This is a genomic window from Amorphus coralli DSM 19760 (genome assembly GCF_000374525.1).
GTDB classification, from domain to species: Bacteria; Pseudomonadota; Alphaproteobacteria; order Rhizobiales; family Amorphaceae; genus Amorphus; species Amorphus coralli.
In genome coordinates, this window is sequence record NZ_KB894572.1 from 279241 (window position 1) to 296295 (window position 17055).

16 protein-coding genes are annotated in these 17055 nt (G+C 67.0%); 11 read left to right on the forward strand and 5 right to left on the reverse strand.

The window, feature by feature from the left end:
- Nucleotides 1–76: 76 nt before the first annotated feature.
- Together C507_RS0109235 and C507_RS0109240 are read left to right on the forward strand one after the other, a co-directional pair.
- A complete protein-coding gene (locus C507_RS0109235) occupies nucleotides 77–673 on the forward strand; it encodes an alpha-ketoglutarate-dependent dioxygenase AlkB family protein (protein ID WP_018699402.1) in 597 nt (198 codons plus the stop codon).
- Nucleotides 674–779: 106 nt separating this feature from the next.
- Nucleotides 780–1154 (forward strand): hypothetical protein, encoded by a 375-nt coding sequence (locus tag C507_RS0109240; protein WP_018699403.1) that lies wholly within the window; start codon nucleotides 780–782, stop codon nucleotides 1152–1154.
- Between the two features lie 100 nt (nucleotides 1155–1254).
- Here the strand turns inward: C507_RS0109240 and C507_RS0109245 are convergent, their stop codons facing one another.
- The 3 genes from C507_RS0109245 to C507_RS0109255 are packed head-to-tail and all read right to left on the reverse strand — an operon-like array spanning nucleotide 1255 to nucleotide 4105.
- Entirely contained in the window at nucleotides 1255–2547 is a 1293-nt protein-coding gene (locus tag C507_RS0109245) for a TRAP transporter large permease (RefSeq protein ID WP_018699404.1), read from the reverse strand.
- Between the two features lie 8 nt (nucleotides 2548–2555).
- Nucleotides 2556–3077 (reverse strand): TRAP transporter small permease, encoded by a 522-nt coding sequence (locus tag C507_RS20870; RefSeq protein WP_018699405.1) that lies wholly within the window; start codon nucleotides 3075–3077, stop codon nucleotides 2556–2558.
- Nucleotides 3074–4105 (reverse strand): TRAP transporter substrate-binding protein, encoded by a 1032-nt coding sequence (locus C507_RS0109255; RefSeq protein WP_018699406.1) that lies wholly within the window; start codon nucleotides 4103–4105, stop codon nucleotides 3074–3076. Before C507_RS0109255 ends, C507_RS20870 begins: the two co-directional genes overlap by 4 nt.
- Nucleotides 4106–4615: 510 nt before the next feature.
- Between C507_RS0109255 and C507_RS0109260 the strand changes: the two genes are divergently transcribed.
- Genes C507_RS0109260 through C507_RS0109275 form a run of 4 tightly spaced genes read left to right on the forward strand, consistent with a single transcriptional unit; the run spans nucleotide 4616 to nucleotide 8004 of the window.
- Nucleotides 4616–5533: a branched-chain amino acid ABC transporter permease gene (locus C507_RS0109260; protein ID WP_040400931.1), complete on the forward strand. Its 918-nt coding sequence runs from the start codon at nucleotides 4616–4618 to the stop codon at nucleotides 5531–5533.
- 5 nt (nucleotides 5534–5538) lie between these two features.
- Nucleotides 5539–6540 carry a branched-chain amino acid ABC transporter permease gene (locus tag C507_RS0109265; protein ID WP_018699408.1) on the forward strand — a complete coding sequence of 334 codons (1002 nt, stop codon included), beginning with the start codon at nucleotides 5539–5541 and terminating at the stop codon, nucleotides 6538–6540.
- Nucleotides 6533–7282 carry an ABC transporter ATP-binding protein gene (locus tag C507_RS0109270; protein ID WP_018699409.1) on the forward strand — a complete coding sequence of 250 codons (750 nt, stop codon included), beginning with the start codon at nucleotides 6533–6535 and terminating at the stop codon, nucleotides 7280–7282. Before C507_RS0109265 ends, C507_RS0109270 begins: the two co-directional genes overlap by 8 nt.
- Before the next feature lie 20 nt (nucleotides 7283–7302).
- On the forward strand, nucleotides 7303–8004 hold the full coding sequence (locus C507_RS0109275) for an ABC transporter ATP-binding protein (protein ID WP_026318971.1): 702 nt from the start codon (nucleotides 7303–7305) through the stop codon (nucleotides 8002–8004).
- Between the two features lie 94 nt (nucleotides 8005–8098).
- Here C507_RS0109275 and C507_RS20875 read toward each other — a convergent pair whose 3' ends face one another.
- Complete coding sequence (locus C507_RS20875) at nucleotides 8099–9274, reverse strand: glycoside hydrolase family 3 N-terminal domain-containing protein (protein ID WP_018699411.1); 1176 nt, start codon at nucleotides 9272–9274, stop codon at nucleotides 8099–8101.
- Nucleotides 9275–9467: 193 nt separating this feature from the next.
- Nucleotides 9468–11810: a bifunctional salicylyl-CoA 5-hydroxylase/oxidoreductase gene (locus C507_RS0109285; protein WP_018699412.1), complete on the reverse strand. Its 2343-nt coding sequence runs from the start codon at nucleotides 11808–11810 to the stop codon at nucleotides 9468–9470.
- Nucleotides 11811–12029: 219 nt separating this feature from the next.
- On the opposite strand from C507_RS0109285, the gene C507_RS0109290 reads away from it, so the two are divergent.
- From C507_RS0109290 to C507_RS0109310, 5 genes are all read left to right on the forward strand, one after another.
- Nucleotides 12030–12797, forward strand: coding sequence for an SDR family NAD(P)-dependent oxidoreductase (locus C507_RS0109290; protein ID WP_018699413.1), 768 nt, complete (start codon nucleotides 12030–12032; stop codon nucleotides 12795–12797).
- A complete protein-coding gene (locus C507_RS0109295; RefSeq protein ID WP_018699414.1) occupies nucleotides 12797–13318 on the forward strand; it encodes a MarR family winged helix-turn-helix transcriptional regulator in 522 nt (173 codons plus the stop codon). Before C507_RS0109290 ends, C507_RS0109295 begins: the two co-directional genes overlap by 1 nt.
- Nucleotides 13315–14148, forward strand: coding sequence for an enoyl-CoA hydratase family protein (locus tag C507_RS0109300; RefSeq protein ID WP_018699415.1), 834 nt, complete (start codon nucleotides 13315–13317; stop codon nucleotides 14146–14148). The genes C507_RS0109295 and C507_RS0109300 overlap by 4 nt, the downstream gene beginning before the upstream one ends.
- Nucleotides 14149–14152: 4 nt before the next feature.
- Nucleotides 14153–15337, forward strand: coding sequence for an acyl-CoA dehydrogenase family protein (locus tag C507_RS0109305; RefSeq protein WP_018699416.1), 1185 nt, complete (start codon nucleotides 14153–14155; stop codon nucleotides 15335–15337).
- A gap of 82 nt (nucleotides 15338–15419) precedes the next feature.
- Nucleotides 15420–17048, forward strand: coding sequence for a benzoate-CoA ligase family protein (locus C507_RS0109310; protein ID WP_018699417.1), 1629 nt, complete (start codon nucleotides 15420–15422; stop codon nucleotides 17046–17048).
- Nucleotides 17049–17055: the final 7 nt, after the last annotated feature.

Here is a 17055-nt window from a genome sequence, read left to right on the forward strand (position 1 = left end):
TGCGAGCAAGGCGGCGTGAACAAAACTGCGGTCGCGCCTCTGGCCGCCGACTGCGGCCGACTGTAGGGAGAGGGCCATGGCCATCGACATCCTTCCCGAACGCTTCGATCCGGCCGCCCAGCGCGCCCTGCTCGCCGACATCGAAGCGGTGGTCCAGGCGGCGCCCTGGTTTGCGCCGTGCATGCCGCGCACCGGCAAGCCGCTGTCCGTGCGGATGACGAATTGCGGGCCGCTGGGCTGGGTGGCCGACATCGACGGCTACCGATACCAGCCGGCGCATCCCGACACGGGCGAACCCTGGCCGCCCATTCCGCAACTCCTTCTGGACCTGTGGGCGGATGTATCCGGCATCGCGGCGCCGCCCGAGGCCTGCCTGGTCAACCTCTACGGCCCGAAGGCGCGGATGGGGCTGCACCAGGACCGCGACGAAAATGAGTTCGGGGCCCCGGTCGTCTCCGTGTCGCTCGGGGACACGGCCGTGTTCCGCATCGGCGGTACGACGCGGAAGGGGCCGACCCGGTCGCTGCGGCTGGCATCGGGCGACGTGATCGTCTTCGGCGGCGAGGACCGGCTGGCCTACCACGGCATCGACCGCATCCTGGCCGGCTCGTCCACACTTCTTCCGGAGGGCGGCCGGATCAACCTCACGCTCAGGCGGGTGACACCGATCTGATCGTCTGCGGGCGCGCGATCTCGTGACTTGCAGGCCGTGGTGCGATGCGGTGAGGGTGCGGGCCGGTGAGCGGCCGCGGTCGCCTGGCACAAGGAGAAGACACGCCATGACCAGCATCCGGACCATCCTCTGCGCGGGAGCTGCTGCACTCGCGTTGACCGCGGCGGCGGTGGCCGGCGAGGCGGATGTTGTCGACGTCTCGGTCACGGCGGAGGACGGCGGTTCCTACCGGTTCGACGTGACCGTCCGCCACGCCGACGAGGGCTGGGACCACTACGCCGACCGGTTCGAGATCGTCGGTCCGGACGGTACGGTGCTCGGGACGCGCACGCTTTTCCATCCCCACGTCAACGAGCAACCGTTCACCCGCAGCCTGTCCGGCGTTGCGATTTCCGACAACGTGGAGCGCGTAACGGTGCGCGCCGGCGACAGCGTGCATGGCCTAGGCGGGGCGGAGGTCACGGTGGACCTGCCGCACTGAGGCCTGGAGGCGTTTCGGTTGCCGGCGGGCCGAGCGGTTCCGGTTGGCGTCCTGTCGCGCGCCCGCACGCCGAACCCGGGCCCGCTTCGCCCCGTGGCGTTTACCCCATCAGGTTCGGCAGGCCGAGGGCGAGGATCGGGAATGCGAGCAGCAGGATCATCCGCACGATGTCGGCCAGGATGAACGGCGTGACGCCCTTGAAGATCGTTCCGATCGAGACGTCCGGCAGCACCGTCTTCAGGACGAAGACGTTGAGGCCCACCGGCGGCGTGATCAGGGAGATCTCCGTCATGATCACCACGACGATGCCGAACCAGACCAGATCGTAGCCCAGCGCCCCGATCATCGGAGCGAAGATCGGCACGGTGAGCAGCACCATCGACAGGCTCTCCAGCACCATGCCGAGCAGCAGGTAGATGACCAGGACGCCCAGGAGGATGACGAACGGCGCGACGTCCTGCTGGGAGGCGAACGAGGTCAGGTCGTCCGGCAGGCCGGCGATGTTGATGTAGTTGGCGAACACGATGGCGCCGATCAGCACGGCGAACATCATGGTCGTGGTGGACGCGGTTTCGGCCAGGATCTCGCCCACCACCCGGAAGGACAGGGTGCGCCGGAAGAGCGCGATCAGGAACGCGCCGAAGGCACCGACGCCGGCTGCCTCGGTTGCGGTAAAGATGCCGACATAGATGCCGCCGATGACCAACACGAACAGGGCAAGGATGCCCAGCACGCCACGGGTGGCGCGCAATTTCTCCGCCAGGGAGACCTTCGGGCCGGGCGGGCCCCTGTCCGGGTTCATCATGCAGACCACGCGCACGGCGGCCATGTAGAGAAGGATGCCGAGAAGGCCGGGCACGATGCCGGCGATGAACAGCCGGCCGATATCCTGCTGTGTGGTCACGCCGTAGATAACCAGGATCACGCTCGGGGGAATCAGAATGCCGAGCGTGCCGCCTGCGGCGATGACGCCGGAGGCAAGGCTGTCGTCGTAGTGGTATTTCCGCATCTGCGGCAGCGCGACCTTGCCCATGGTGGCGGCGGTGGCCAGCGACGAGCCGCAGACGGCCGAGAAGCCGCCGCAGGCGACGGCCGTTGCCATGGCCAGACCGCCCGGCCGGGCGCCGAGCCAGGCGTGGCAGGCCGCATAGAGCTCGTCGGACAATCCCGCGCGGGTTACGAAGTTGCCCATCAGGATGAACAGCGGCACCACCGACAGCGAGTAGGACAGGCTGGTGTCGAACAGCGTCTGGCCGACAATCGCCATCCCGCCCTGCAGGCCGAGAATGAGGGTCAGGCCGGTGGCGCCGACGATGCCCATGGCCACCGCGATCGGCACGCCCGCGAACAGGAGGACGAGGAGGGCGATCAGCCCCGGAACCCAGGCATCCATGGAAAGGTCTATGCCTCCGCTTCGTCGCGCGCGAACACGGCGATGACCGCGACGATGGTCGCCACGGCGGAAAGGGCGGCCGCCGCATAGGCAACGGGCGCAAGGGGAATGCGAAGCAGCACCGTCGTGTCACCATAGGAGGCGAGTTCGCCGGCGACCCCGTAGAGGAGCCAGGCGGCCACGCCGAAGGCGACCACGGTCAGCACGCGCGCCAGGATCCGGAGGATCGGCGTGAGGAACGCCGGCGCCCGGTCGTAGAAGAGCAGCACGCTCACATGCTCTCCGCGGCCGGTCACGATGGGCAGGCCGACGAAGACGATCAGCACCAGCATGATTTCCGTCGCCTCGAAGGCGCCGGGCACGGGGGCGGTGAAGATGTAGCGGCCGACCACGTCGGTGACGGTCAGGATCATCATCGCGAACAGAAGGACGCCCGCGACGAGATTGAGCATGGCCGCGCAGGCGGAGGGGATGCGCGCCGCCCAAGGGCGGCGCGCGGCAGTCCGATGAAGCGCGTCGTTCGCGTTCACTGGCTTTCCTTGGCGACTTCTTCCTTCAGCATCTTGAGGGCCGCCTCGCCGTCGACGCCCTTTTCCTTGGCGGCGTCGAGGAAGACGGATTCGATGCCGTCGAGCTTCTCGTGGAGCGACGCCATGAAGGCCTCGTCTGCATCGATGATCTTGACGCCTTCCGCTTCCATCTTCTTGACACCGGCGGCGTCGGCGTTGTCCCAGGCCTGGCCCGCGATGCGCGCCAGCGCTTCGCCGGAGACGCTGTCGATCGCCTTCTGGTCTTCCTCGGAGAGGCTGTCCCAGGTCTTCTCGTTCATGATGACGAAGAAGCTTGTGGCGTAGAGGCCGCCGTTAACGCTGGTGCCGTTCTTGACCACCGTGTCGATCTTGAAGAAGGGCACGGATTCGGCCGGGAACAGGATGCCGTCAGCAACGCCGTTCGACAGGATCTCGTAGACCTGAGGCGACGGAGCGGAGACCGGCACGATACCGAGCCGCTGCGCCACCATGTTGGCCAGGCCGCCGCCGACGCGGTACTTCGCGCCTTCCAGCTGGTCGGTCGAGGTGACCGCCTCCTTGGTCGTGTAGATCTCGCCCGGACCGTGGGTGAACAGCGTGACGAGCTTCACGCCGTCATGCTCGTCGGCTTCCTTCAGATACTTCTCGTAGACGCGCCAATAGGCGACGGAGAGCGCCTCGGCGGTGTTGGACTGGAACGGCAGCTCGACCAGCGAGGTCAGGCCGAACCGGTTCGGCGTGTAGCCGTGCACGCCGTAAGCGACGTCGGCGGCGCCCTTGGCGATCAGGTCATACTGGGCCGGCGGCTTGCCGATCGGCGCCTTCATCACCTCCACGGTGACGCGGCCGTCAGTAACCTCGGCAACCTTCTCGCCCCACGGCTCAATAATGTCGACGACGAGCGGATGTCCCGGCGGCAGCCAGTTCGACACGCGCAGCACGGTCTCGGCCTGCGCCTGGCTGGCGAGTGCCGAGAGGCAGAACGCCGCGACGGCGGCAGCCTTCAACTTGGTGGGAAGGACGGACATGCTCGGTATCTCCCTCTGTCCGGTTGCGTCTCGATCCGTGTAGCCGTGTGCAACGGCCGCGCCAACCGGCCGGCTCTCGGGTCGCCGCCCGTTTCCATCCCCGGCGCGCCATGGCGGGGCTTCACAACGGAGATATTTCAAACCTAAAATGTTCTCCGTGTCGACCGGTGCGCGCGATCTGTGGCAAATTCTTTGGGCAGATGCCGCATCGCACAAAAAACAATCAGACACGCTTCCAGCTGCGGCAAGGGGACAGAGTGCTATGAACCGATTGAGCGGGTGCCTCGCGGGCGCCGACACGATCCGGAGCCGGTGTCGAGACCGATCCTCTCATCGCCGCTGCGCATCGTGCGCACCATCGCGCGGTGCCTGAGGGACACCGACCACCGTCTTTGATCTCCGCAGGATCGCCCGGCCCCTGACGGCTGGCGCGTGCGTGTCCTGATGCGCGCCGCCATGCCGATGGTCGACGATCCGCACCGGACGAGCGAGGTTCGCCATCCCGTGTCGATGACCCTCTTTGCCGTTCAGCTGCTGAACGGTCTGCAGCTCGGCGTGCTCCTGTTCCTGATCGCGGCCGGGCTGACGCTCGTGTTCGGCGTCATGGACTTCGTCAACCTTGCCCACGGCGTCCAGTACATGGTCGGCGCCTACCTGGCCGTTGTGTTCACGACGCTCGTCGGCAATTTCTTCATGGCGCTGGTACTGGCCATGTCGGCGGCGCTTCTGATCGGCCTCCTGCTGGAGGTGACCATCTACCGTCGCCTCTATGACAGGGACCATCTCGACCAGGTTCTGGCGACCTTCGGTGTGATCCTGTTCCTGAACGAGCTCGCCCGGGTGCTGTTCGGCCCGTCGCCGCTGACCGTGCCGGTTCCCGAGGCGCTGTCGGGTGCCGTGCTCCTGATGAACGGGCTGCTCTACCCGGTCTACCGAATCGCCCTGATCGTCGCCGGCCTGGCGGTGGCCGTCGGCCTGTGGCTGCTCGTCACCCAAACCCGCATCGGCATGCTGGTGCGCGCCGGGGCAACGAATGCGCGCATGGTGTCGGCGCTCGGGGTCAACATCCGCCAGCTCTTCATGATCGTTTTCGGCTTCGGCGTGATGCTTGCTGGGTTCGCCGGCTTCACGGCAGCGCCGATCCTCTCGGTTGAGCCGGGCATGGGCGACAGCCTGCTGATCCTGGCGTTCGTGGTGATCGTCATCGGTGGCATCGGTTCGATCCGTGGTGCCTTCTTCGCGGCCCTCATCGTCGGGCTGGTGGACACGCTCGGCCGCACCTTCATGACCGATATCTTCAAGCTGTTCCTGTCGCCGTCGGCGGCCACCGACGTCGGCCCGGCGGTGGCCTCGATGCTGATCTACATCCTCATGGCGGCAGTGCTTTTCTTCCGGCCCACCGGCCTGTTCCCGGCGAAGGGGAGCTAGGCGCAATGGCAAAGACCGCTTCTCCCGCCACCCCATCCACCGCGCCGCGGCCGAGCCGGATTCTCGAAGGGACCTGGATCCCGCTCGTCGTGTTCGCGATCCTGGCGGTGATGCCCGCCGTCTCCGTGGCGCTCGACGATTCCTTCCTCACCCTGTTCGTCATCCGGGTGATGATCTTCGCCATCGCCGCCGTCAGCCTGGACCTCATCCTCGGCTACGGCGCGCTGATCAGCTTCGGCCACGCCGCCTTTCTCGGCATCGGGGCGTACGGCATCGGCATCCTGTCAGCCGAGGGCACCGACGAGGGGCTCATTGCGGTGCCGGTGGCCCTCGTCGCAGCCGGGCTGTTCGCACTGGTGACGGGCGCCATCTCGCTGAAGACCCGCGGCGTCTACTTCATCATGATTACGCTCGCCTTCGCGCAGATGGCCTACTACACGACCACAAGCCTGTCGGCCTACGGCGGCGACGACGGTCTGACCATCTGGAGCCGGACCGAGTTTCTCGGTCACGCCATCCTCGATGACCGCACGACCTTCTACTACGTCACCTTCGCCTGCCTCCTCGGCGCCTATCTCCTTTGCCGGATGATCGTCGCCTCGCGCTTCGGCCGGGTGCTGACCGGCGCCAAGCAGAGCGAGGTCAGGCTGCAGGCCGTCGGCATCGATCCGTACGGCTACCGGCTCGTGGCCTACGTCATATCCGCCATGCTGTGTGCCCTGGCCGGCGTCCTGCTCGCCAACCAGACCGAGTTCGTGAGCCCCGCCTATATGGGCTGGCATCGCTCCGGCGATCTCATCGTCATGGTGGTGCTCGGTGGTATGGGCACGCTTCACGGCGCCATCATCGGCGCGGCCGCCTATCTGGTGCTGGAAGAGGTGCTGCAGGACTTCACCGAGCACTGGCGGCTGATCTTCGGCCCGATCCTGGTGCTGGTCGTGCTCTTCGGGCACGGTGGCATTGTCCGGCTGCTCTCGATCCTGTCGGGAGGGCGCAACCGTGGCTGATCCCATCCTCCGCCTGGAGCGGCTTTCAAAGCATTTCGGCGCGTTGCGCGTCACCAACGAACTCTCACTCGACGTGGAGCGCGGCGAGGTGCACGCCATCATCGGGCCGAACGGCGCTGGCAAGACCACGTTGATCAGCCAGATCTCCGGGGCGCTCGCGCCCGATCACGGGTCCATCGTCTTCGACGGACGCGACGTGACGGGGCTGTCCATGGCGCAGCGGGCCCGTGCCGGCCTCGCGCGCTCCTTCCAGATCACCACCATCCTTCCGAACTTCACCGTGCTCGACAACGTCGCGCTCGCCGTCCAGGCGCGGCAGGGACACTCGTTCCGCTTCGTCAGGGCGGTCAACCGCGATCGTTCGCTGACGGATGCCGCCGCGGCGCACCTTGAAACCGTCGGGCTTCTGGAGCGCGCCGGCACCCGGGCAGGCTCGCTCTCCCACGGCGAGAAGCGCAGCCTGGAACTGGCCATCGCGCTGGCGACCCGGCCGAAGCTTCTTCTGCTGGACGAGCCGATGGCGGGCACCGGGCGCGAGGAGACCGAGCGTCTGGTTGCTGTCCTCAAGCGGCTGGCGAGCGATTACACGATGATCCTGGTGGAGCACGACATGGATGCGGTCTTCGCGCTTGCCGACCGGATCTCGGTGCTGGTCTATGGCGAGGTGATCGCCACCGGAGCACCGGAAGCCATTCGAGAGAATCAAAAGGTCCGCCAGGCTTATCTCGGGGAGGAGGCATGATGGCTGCGCCCGCCGCACCCATGCTGACCGTCGAGGGCCTGGAAGCCGCCTACGGCGACAGCCAGGTCCTGTTCGGCATCGAATTCGGCCTGGATGCCGGCGAGGCGGTGACGCTGCTCGGCCGCAACGGCATGGGCAAGACCACCACCATCCACACGATCATGGGGCTCGTGCCGGCCCGCGCAGGCCGGGTCAGCTTCGCCGGATCCGATCTCACGGGGCGTCCGCCCTACCGGATCGCCCAGGCCGGTCTCGGGCTGGTGCCGGAAGGGCGGCAGATCTTCCCGACCCTGTCGGTGGAGGAGAACCTGGTCGCCACTGCGGCCAACCGGGCAGGCGGCGCGCCGCGGTGGACGCTGAAGGAGGTGTACGGCTTCTTTCCGCGCCTCGCCGAGCGCCGGGCCAATTCCGGCAAGCAGCTGTCCGGCGGCGAGCAGCAGATGCTCGCCATCGGCCGGGCCCTCATGACGAACCCGTCGCTTCTCATCCTGGACGAGGCGACGGAAGGCCTCGCGCCCCTGATCCGCGAGGAGATCTGGCAGGTGCTGGTGACGCTCAAGGGCGAGGGCCAATCCATCCTGATCGTCGACAAGAACATCGACGCCCTGTCGCGCTTCGCCGACCGCCACGTGGTCATCGAGAAGGGCAAGGTGGTCTGGACAGGCACCTCCGCCGAGCTCGCGGCCGACGGGACCGTGAAGCAGCGCTTTCTTTCGGTCTGACGAATGTGTCGACATGCTGCGGATGCGCGGCGGCAACCGCTACGGGTGGTCGAGCGACGCGGAATGCCGCGCGTCTTGCGTTAGCCTGCCGTTGCTACGACCGGCCGCCGGTAGCGAACTTCCGTTTCAGGGCCATGACACGGGCGTAGGACGCCGCGAGCGAGGCCATGAAGTCAGGATCCCGCGCGGCACTTTCCGCGACCGCGGCCGCCACTTCCTCGGGAAAATACGGGCCGGTGGAAGCGTCGCCCGACACCACGATCAGGTCGTTGCCGGCGCCGATCGCAGCGATCACCGCATCGGTGGCCGACATCCGGTTGCGGATCGCCCGCATGATCAGGTCGTCGGTCATCACCACGCCGTCGTAGCAGAGCTGCGAGCGCAGCAGCCCGTCGACCACGGCGGGAGAGATCGAGGCGGGGAGGCCGTCGCCGATTCCGGAACGGTCGAGCCGCAGATGGCCGATCATGATGATGTCCGCCATCCCCTCGCCGATGAGCTCGCGATAGGGAATGAGTTCGGCCTCACTCCAGGTCGAGGTGATGTCGACGGCGCCGTTGTGGCTGTCGCCGGCGGAAGAGCCGTGGCCGGGGAAGTGCTTGAGGGTGGCGGCAACGCCGGCCGCGCGATGCGCGGTGACGAAAGCGCGGTTGTAGTCCGCAACTGTCTGCGGGTCTGAGGAGTAGGCCCGGCCTGGCTTGGTGATCACGGGGTTGCTCGGGTTCACCGCGAGGTCGGAAACGGGCGCCAGGTTGACGTTGAATCCCCAGTCCCGGAGGCCGGTCGCCATTCTGGCGTAGACGGCGCGTGCCTCCGACGGGCTGTAGCGGCGCGCCACCTCCTGCGCCGATGGCGTGGCGGGGAAGCCCATGGACGAGGTGAGGCGCGCGACCTTGCCGCCCTCCTGATCGACCATGAGGAGCGTCCGGCCGTCGGCAGAGGCGAAGCTTGCCGTGAGCGCCTTCACGTCGGCCGCCGAGCCGATGTTGTGACGCAGGAACAGGACGCCACCGACCTTGCCGTCGGCGATCTGCTGACGAACGCGCTGTGCCGAGTCCGATCCGGGCGTGGAGCCCTGGAAGCCCACCACCAGGAGCTGGCCGACCATCTCCTCCACGGAAACGTCGGATGGGACCGGGACCGTGGCCGGCGCGCAGGTGCGGGAGGAGCCCGATGCTGCCTGGATCGGGGCGGGCTCGCCGTTTGCGGAAACGCAGGCGGCGGTGGCGAGCGCGACAAGTGCGATGCAGGCGGTTCGCAGCAGCGGCATGGGGGCTCCTGGCGGTCGGCGGGGCTGGTGCGCCTGCCGCCGGACATCCGAATCGGGGTTGGGAAAGGGACGGGCGCTGATGGCTCCGTTCCTGCCCGTTTCGCGGGCTGGGATCAACTGGATGGGTTCGCCCAGACGTGGATGGTCGACCGGCGGAAAGGGATGTCCGCCGATCGCTGTCCGGATCGCCGGCCTATTCGGCAGCCTGGCGGGATTCGCTCGTGTACTGGTGCTTCGGTCGGGCCTTCAGCCGCAATTCCTTCAGCTCCTCGCGCGTCCGCTGCGCGTTGCGCAGGTCCGCCTCGTAGCCTGGGAAATACTGCGTCGGGCAGTAGGTGCCGGTGAAGCCGTAGTCCGCCGACGCCTGCATGGTGATGGCCGGATGGGTCAGGTGCGGGCGGCCGATGGCAACGAGATCGGCGCGGCCCGCGGCCAGGATGGTGTTGACCTGGTCGGCCGAGGTGATGTTGCCGACGGCAATGGTCTTCACCTTCGCCTCGTTGCGGATCTGCTCGGCGAACGGCGTCTGGAACATGCGGCCGAAGATCGGCTTGGCGTCCGGAACGGTCTGACCCGTGGATACGTCCATCAGGTCGGCGCCGTGCTCGGTGAACGCACGGGCGATCTCCACGGCGTCGTCGCCGGTGATGCCGCCTTCCTTCCAGTCGGTCGCGGAGAGGCGCACCGACATGGGTTTGGCCGCCGGCCAGACCTCGCGCACGGCATCGAACACCTCAAGCGGGTAGCGCAGCCGGTTCTCCAGCGAGCCGCCGTACTCGTCGCTGCGCGTATTGGTCAGTGGCGACAGGAAGGTCGCCAGCAGATAGCCGTGGGCACAATGCAGCTCCAGCATGTCGAAGCCGGCGCGGTTGACCCGCTCCGCCGCCGCCACGAACTCGGCCTTGATCCGGTCCATGTCGTCCCGGGTCATCTCGCGCGGGACGGGGCTGTGCTCGAAATAGGGAATCGCGGAAGGAGCGATCACGTCCCACCCGCCTTCCTCGAGCGGCTGGTCCATGCCGTCCCACATCAGCCGGGTCGAGCCCTTCCGCCCCGAATGCCCGATCTGCATGGCGATCTTTGAGCCCGAATTCTCGTGCACGAAGTCGACGATGCGGGTCCAGGCGGCCTCCTGCTCGTCGGTGTAGATGCCGGCGCAGCCCGGCGTGATCCGTCCCGTGTCGGAAACGCACGTCATCTCGGTGTAGACGAGGCCGGCGCCGCCCATCGCCCGCGAGCCGTAATGCACGAGGTGAAAGTCCTGCGGCATGCCATCGACGGCGGAGTAGGTGTCCATCGGCGAGACCACCAGCCGGTTCGGCACGACCATGTCGCGAACCTTCAGCGGGTGGAACATCGGCGGCGGCGGACTGTCGAGGTTCACGTCGAACCCTTCCGCCTTCACCTGACGGGCGAACATCTGGTCCACGTCGCGGACGAACTCCTCCGCACGCAGCTCCAGATTGTCGTAGGTGATCGCCTTGGCGCGGGTCATCAGGCCGAAGGCGAACTGCACCGGGTCCATCGACCAGAACCGGTCGACGTGCTCGAACCAGACGAGCGAGACGTCGGCGGAGTGCTGGATCTTCTCAACTTCCTCGCGCCGGCCGGTCTCGAAGGCGGCCAGCGCGGCATCCACCGAGCCGTGCTTGCGGAAGGCCTCGAACAGCGCGATGGCGTCTTCCATGGCGAGCTTGGTGCCGGAACCGATGGAGAAGTGCGCCGTGGACTTGGCGTCGCCGACGAGGACGATGTTGTCCTTGGTCCACCGCTTGTTGCGGATCATCGGGAAGTTGCGCCAGTAGGACCGGTTGATCAGCAGCGGGTGACCGTCCAGCGCCTTGGCGAACACGCCCTCGAGGAACTTGGCCGATTCCTCCTCGCTCATGTTGCCGAGGCCGGCCCGCTCGAAGGTCTCCGGGTCGGTCTCCATCACCCAGGTCGAAAGGCCCGGCTCGTACTGGTAGGTGTGGGCGATGAAGATGCCGTACTCGGTCTCCTCGAAGAAGAACGTGAAGGCGTCGAGCGGTTTGGTGGAGCCCATCCAGGCGAATTTGTTCGGGCGGAGATCCACTTCCGGCTGGAAGTGCTCGCGCCAGGTCTCGCGAACGACGGAGTTGATGCCGTCGGACGCGACCACGAGGTCGGACTCGCGCATCAGCGCCTCGAAGTCCGCGACCTCGGTCTCGAACAGGAGCTCGATGCCCAATTCGCGGGCGCGCTGGTGCAGCAGGATCAGGAGCTGCTTGCGCGACGTGCCGCAGAACCCGTTGCCGCCGATGCGGAACTCTTCGCCCTTGAAGTCGATGGCGATGTCGTCCCAGTAGGCGAAGTGCTCGGTGATGAGCTTGTAGCTCTCGTAGTCGTACTTTTCGAACGTCTGCAGGGTCTCGTCGGAAAACACGACGCCGAAGCCGAACGTGTCGTCCGGGCGGTTGCGCTCGAAGACCGTGATCTCGGTCGACGGGTTCGCCTTCTTCATCAGGATTGCGAAGTAGAGGCCGGCGGGACCGCCGCCCATCACCGAAATTTTCATCTGTCGACTCCCGAGCCGGGTGTGGTCATGCCGTGAAGGACGGCGCGGACGACGCGTCTCTTGTGCGTCTTCGGTAGATATTTTAAGCTTGAAACAATTTCGGCCGCAAGCGATGAAACGACGCGGCTCTTCGACGGTTCGGTGCCCGCAAGGGCGGTCATGTCGCGCATCCCGTGTCGGGTTTCCGTCCGGTTTCGCGTCCAGGAACGAGGGCACAGAGTGGGCGAGGCAGCGGTCGCACGGCACGTCATGGTCACCGGCGGCGGCACCGGCATCGGTGCAGCCATCGCCGCGCTTCTCAAGTCGGAAGGCGCCCGCGTGTCGCTGCTCGGACGCCGCCGCGAGCCGCTTGAAAAGACGGCCGGTTCCATCGGTGGTGCGACCATCGTCCAGGCGGACGTGACCGACGCCGAAGCGGTTTCTGCCGCGGTCGCGTCGGCCACGGCGGAGAACGGTCCGGTCGAGATCCTGGTCAATTCCGCCGGCATCGCCATGACGGCTCCCTTCGTGAAGACCGACCTCGATCTGCTGCGCACCGTGTGGCGCGTCAACGTCGAGGGCGTCTTCATCTGCACCCAGGCGGTGCTGCCAGCGATGCTGAAGTCGGGCTTCGGCCGCGTCGTCAATGTCGCCTCCACGGCGGGCCTCAAGGGCTACGCCTACACGTCCGCCTACACCGCTTCCAAGCACGCCGTGATCGGTCTCACCCGGTCGCTTGCGCTGGAGACGGCCGGCCGCGGCGTCACCGTGAATGCGGTGTGTCCGGGCTTCACCGATACCGACCTTACGTCCGAAAGCGTCGAGAAGATCGTTGCCGCCACCGGCCGAAGCGCCGACGAGGCGCGCGCAGCGCTGTCGGACACCAATCCGCTCAAGCGTCTGATCCGTCCGGACGAGGTGGCCGATGCCGTGCGCTGGCTGGTCGGCCCCGCCGCGGGAGCCATCACGGGCCAGTCCATCGTGGTGGCGGGCGGCGAGGTGATGTGATGGCCGACATGGTCCCTTCCATCACCCTCGACGCGGAGACACGGGCGCTGGAAAGCCCCCGCGACCACACCAGCGAGCTGCGCCTGTGGCTCCGGATGTTGACCTGCACCAACATGATCGAGGCGGAGATCCGCCGCCGGTTGCGCGAACGTTTCGATGTGACCCTGCCGCGTTTCGACCTGATGGCGCAACTCGACAAGACGCCCGACGGCCTCAGCCTGGGCGAAATCTCCCGGCGCATGATGGTCTCCAACGGCAACGTCACAGGCCTCGTGGAGCGCCTTGCCGAGGACGGGCTGGTGGAGCGCCGCGCCTCCGACACCGATCGCCGCTCCACCTTCGTGCGCCTCACCGACGAGGGCCGTTCGGCGTTCGCGGAAATGGCCGCCGAGCACGCGGGGTGGGTGGGCGAACTCTTCGGCGCGCTGTCGTCGAACGATATCGACATCCTGCTCGACCGCCTGTCCCGTACCAAGGCGTCCGTCGAAAACCAGTCAAGCAAAGGGGAGGGGAGCCGGTGAGCGACCGCTTCGAGATCACGCTGCCGCTGTCCGACTATACGCCGCAGCATTTCCTGCTGACCGTCGACGGCCCGGTTGCGACCATCACCCTCAACCGGCCGGAACGGAAGAACCCGCTGACCTTCGAGAGCTATGCGGAGCTGCGCGATACCTTCCGGGCGCTGCGCCACGAGGAGCAGGTGAAGGTCATCGTCGTCACCGGCGCGGGCGGCAACTTCTGTTCAGGCGGCGACGTCTTCGAGATCATTCAGCCGCTGCTCGAACGCGACATGGTCGGGCTGCTCGACTTCACCCAGATGACTGGCGATCTGGTCAAGGCCATGCGGGCCTGTCCGCAGCCGATCGTGGCCGCCATCGACGGCGTCTGCGTCGGTGCAGGTGCCATCATCGCCATGGCCTCCGACGTGCGCTTCGGCACCGAGGGTTCCAAGGTCGCGTTCCTGTTCACCAAGGTCGGGCTGGCTGGCTGCGACATGGGCGCCTGCGGGATCCTGCCCCGCATCATCGGCTTCGGCCGCGCCTCCGAGCTGCTCTACACCGGCCGCGTCATGCGCGGCGAGGAAGCGGAGCGCTGGGGCTTCTTGAACCGGCTGGTTGCCTCTGACGCGGTGCTGGCCGAGGCCCAGGCCTTTGCCGAGGAGCTGACCCGGGGCCCGACCTTCGCCCACGGCATCACCAAGAAGATGATGCACATGGAGTGGGACATGTCCGTGGATCAGTCGATCGACGCGGAAGCGCTCGCCCAGTCGCTGTGCATGCAGACGGAGGACTACCGACGCGCCTTCGAGGCCTTCGCGGCCAAGAAGACGCCTGTCTTCGAGGGGAACTGACGCTATGGCCGACAAGAGCTTCCTCTCCTGGCCGTTCTTCGAGGACAGCCATCGCGCTTTCGCCGCCGAGCTCGACCACTGGGCCGGACAGCACGTCTCCGGCCTGGTCGATCATCACGACGTGGACGGAAGCTGCCGGCGCCTGGTGAAGGCGCTGGGCGAGGCCGGCTTCCTGCAGCATGTCGTCGTCGCTCCGCATGGCGGGGCTGCCGAGAAGCTCGACGTCCGGACGCTGTGCATTGCCCGCGAGACGCTGGGCCGCCATCACGCGCTGGCCGATTTCGCCTTCGCCATGCAGGGGCTCGGAACCGGCTCCATCAGCCTCTACGGCAGCGAAGCGCAGAAGGCCGCCTGGCTGCCGGCCGTCGCCGCCGGCGAGCGCATTGCGGCGTTTGCGCTGACGGAGCCCGAAGCCGGTTCGGACGTGGCCTCACTGGCCACCGTTGCCGAACCCGACGGGGCTGGCAACGTTCGCATCACCGGCGAGAAGACCTGGATCTCTAACGGCGGCATTGCCGACCAGTATGTCGTCTTCGCGCGCACCGGCGAGGCTCCAGGGGCAAAGGGGCTCTCGGCTTTCGTGGTCGAGGCCGACCGTCCGGGCTTCGAGATTGCCGAGCGGATCGACGTGATCGCTCCGCATCCGCTTGCCCGCCTGCGCTTTGATGGTGTTGTCGTGCCGGAGTCGGCCCGCCTCGGTGCCCCGGGAGAGGGCTTCAAGATCGCCATGGCGACCCTCGACGTGTTCCGGTCCACCGTCGGCGCGGCGGCCCTGGGCTTTGCCCGCTCTGCCCTCGACGAGGGCCTGGACCGTGCCAGCGGGCGCGAACTTTTCGGGGCACCCCTGTCGGAATTGCAGCTGACCCAGGGCGCCCTTGCAGAGATGGCGCTCGACGTCGATGCCGCCGCGCTGCTCGTCTACCGGGCCGCCTGGACCAAGGACGCAGGGGCGCCGCGCATCACCCGCGAGGCTTCCATGGCCAAGCTCTACGCCACCGAGGCCGCCCAGCGCGTCATCGACCGGTCGGTGCAGATCCACGGCGGCGACGGCGTGCGCTTGGGCACCCGGGTCGAGGAGCTCTACCGCGATATCCGCGCGCTCAGGATCTATGAGGGCGCGTCGGAGGTGCAGAAGGTCATCATTGCCCGTCAGGCGCTGCAGGCGCGCGCCGCGGACAAGGCCTCCTGACAGCACGAGATCGAAAGGGCGGCGCCAGATCGTCCGGACCAGCAGAAACAACCAAGACCTTCCTACCGAGAGGACTTGATCGATGGGTACCCAATCCGCGCACGTCGACACCTTCGCTGCGGACAACCTTCCGCCGCGCGATCTCTGGCCGGAATTCCCGAACCTGGAGAAGCTCGGCTACCCGGAGCGCATGAACTGCGCCGTCGAGCTGATCGACCGTCACGTGGAGGAGGGGCGCGGCGACCGCGTTGCTCTCATCGGCGGCGACATCACCTGGACCTATGCCGAGCTCAAGGGCGTCGTGGACCGGATCGCCCATGTGCTGGTCGACCGCTACGGGCTGATCCCCGGAAACAGGGTCCTGCTGCGATCCGCCAACAACCCGATGATGACGGCGGTCTATTTTGCCATCATCAAGGCCGGCGGCATCGTCGTGGCGACCATGCCGCTGCTGCGGGCCAAGGAACTGAAGTATCTTGTCGAGAAGCCGGAACTGAACCTGGCCATCTGCGACCGCAAGCTGTCGGAGGAGATGGAAAAGACGCGCACCCAGGCGCCGCGCCTGAAGGACGTGCTCTATTTCGGCACCGATGCCGCTGACGGGCTGGAAGCCCAGATGGCGGCCTACGACGAGCCCTTCACCGCGTGCGACACGGCCAGCGACGATGTGTGCCTGATCGGTTTCACCTCCGGCACGACCGGTCAGCCGAAGGGCACGATGCACTTCCATCGCGACATGCTGGCCATCTGCGACTGCTACTCGCGCGAAGTGCTGAAGCCGGGGCCGGACGACCGCTTCGTTGGCTCGCCGCCACTGGCCTTCACCTTCGGTCTCGGCGGGCTGGTGCTGTTCCCCTTCCGCGTCGGCGCGTCGGCCTTGCTCCTGGAACGGGCCGGGCCGGATGACCTCCTGCACGCGATCGCCACCCACAAGGCGACGATCATGTTCACCGCGCCGACTGCCTACCGCGCCATGCTCAGCAAACTCGACGACGCCGACATTTCCAGCCTGCGCAAGTGCGTGTCGGCCGGCGAGGCGCTGCCCAAGCCCACCTGGGATGCCTGGTACGAGAAGACCGGCATGAAGATCCTCGATGGCATCGGCGGTACCGAGATGCTGCACATCTTCATCGCGGCGCCGGAAGAGGCGATCCGGCCAGGCTCCACCGGCAAGCCGGTGCCGCTCTACGAGGCGAAGGTGATCGACGACGACGGCAACGAGTGCCCGCCCGGCGTTCCCGGCCGTCTTGCCGTGCGCGGCCCGACCGGCTGCCGCTACCTCGCCGACGCCCGCCAGACGGTCTACGTCCAGAATGGCTGGAACATCACCGGTGATACCTACGAGACCGATGCCGACGGCTACTTCTGGTACAAGGCGCGCTCCGACGACATGATCATCTCGTCGGGCTACAACATCGCCGGTCCCGAAGTTGAGAGCACGCTGCTGGCGCATCCCGCCGTGGCGGAGTGCGGGGTGGTCGCCGCCCCTGATCCCGAGCGCGGCCACATCGTGAAGGCCTATGTGGTTCTCCAGCCGGGCTTCACCGGGGATGCGGCGCTCGTGAAGGAGCTGCAGGACTACGTCAAGGCCGAGGCCGCTCCCTACAAATATCCGCGGGCGATCGACTTCGTGGCGCAACTGCCGCGCACGGAAACCGGCAAGCTGCAGCGCTTCCAGCTCCGGCAGATCGCCGAGACCGCGTCCGCTTGAGCCTCAA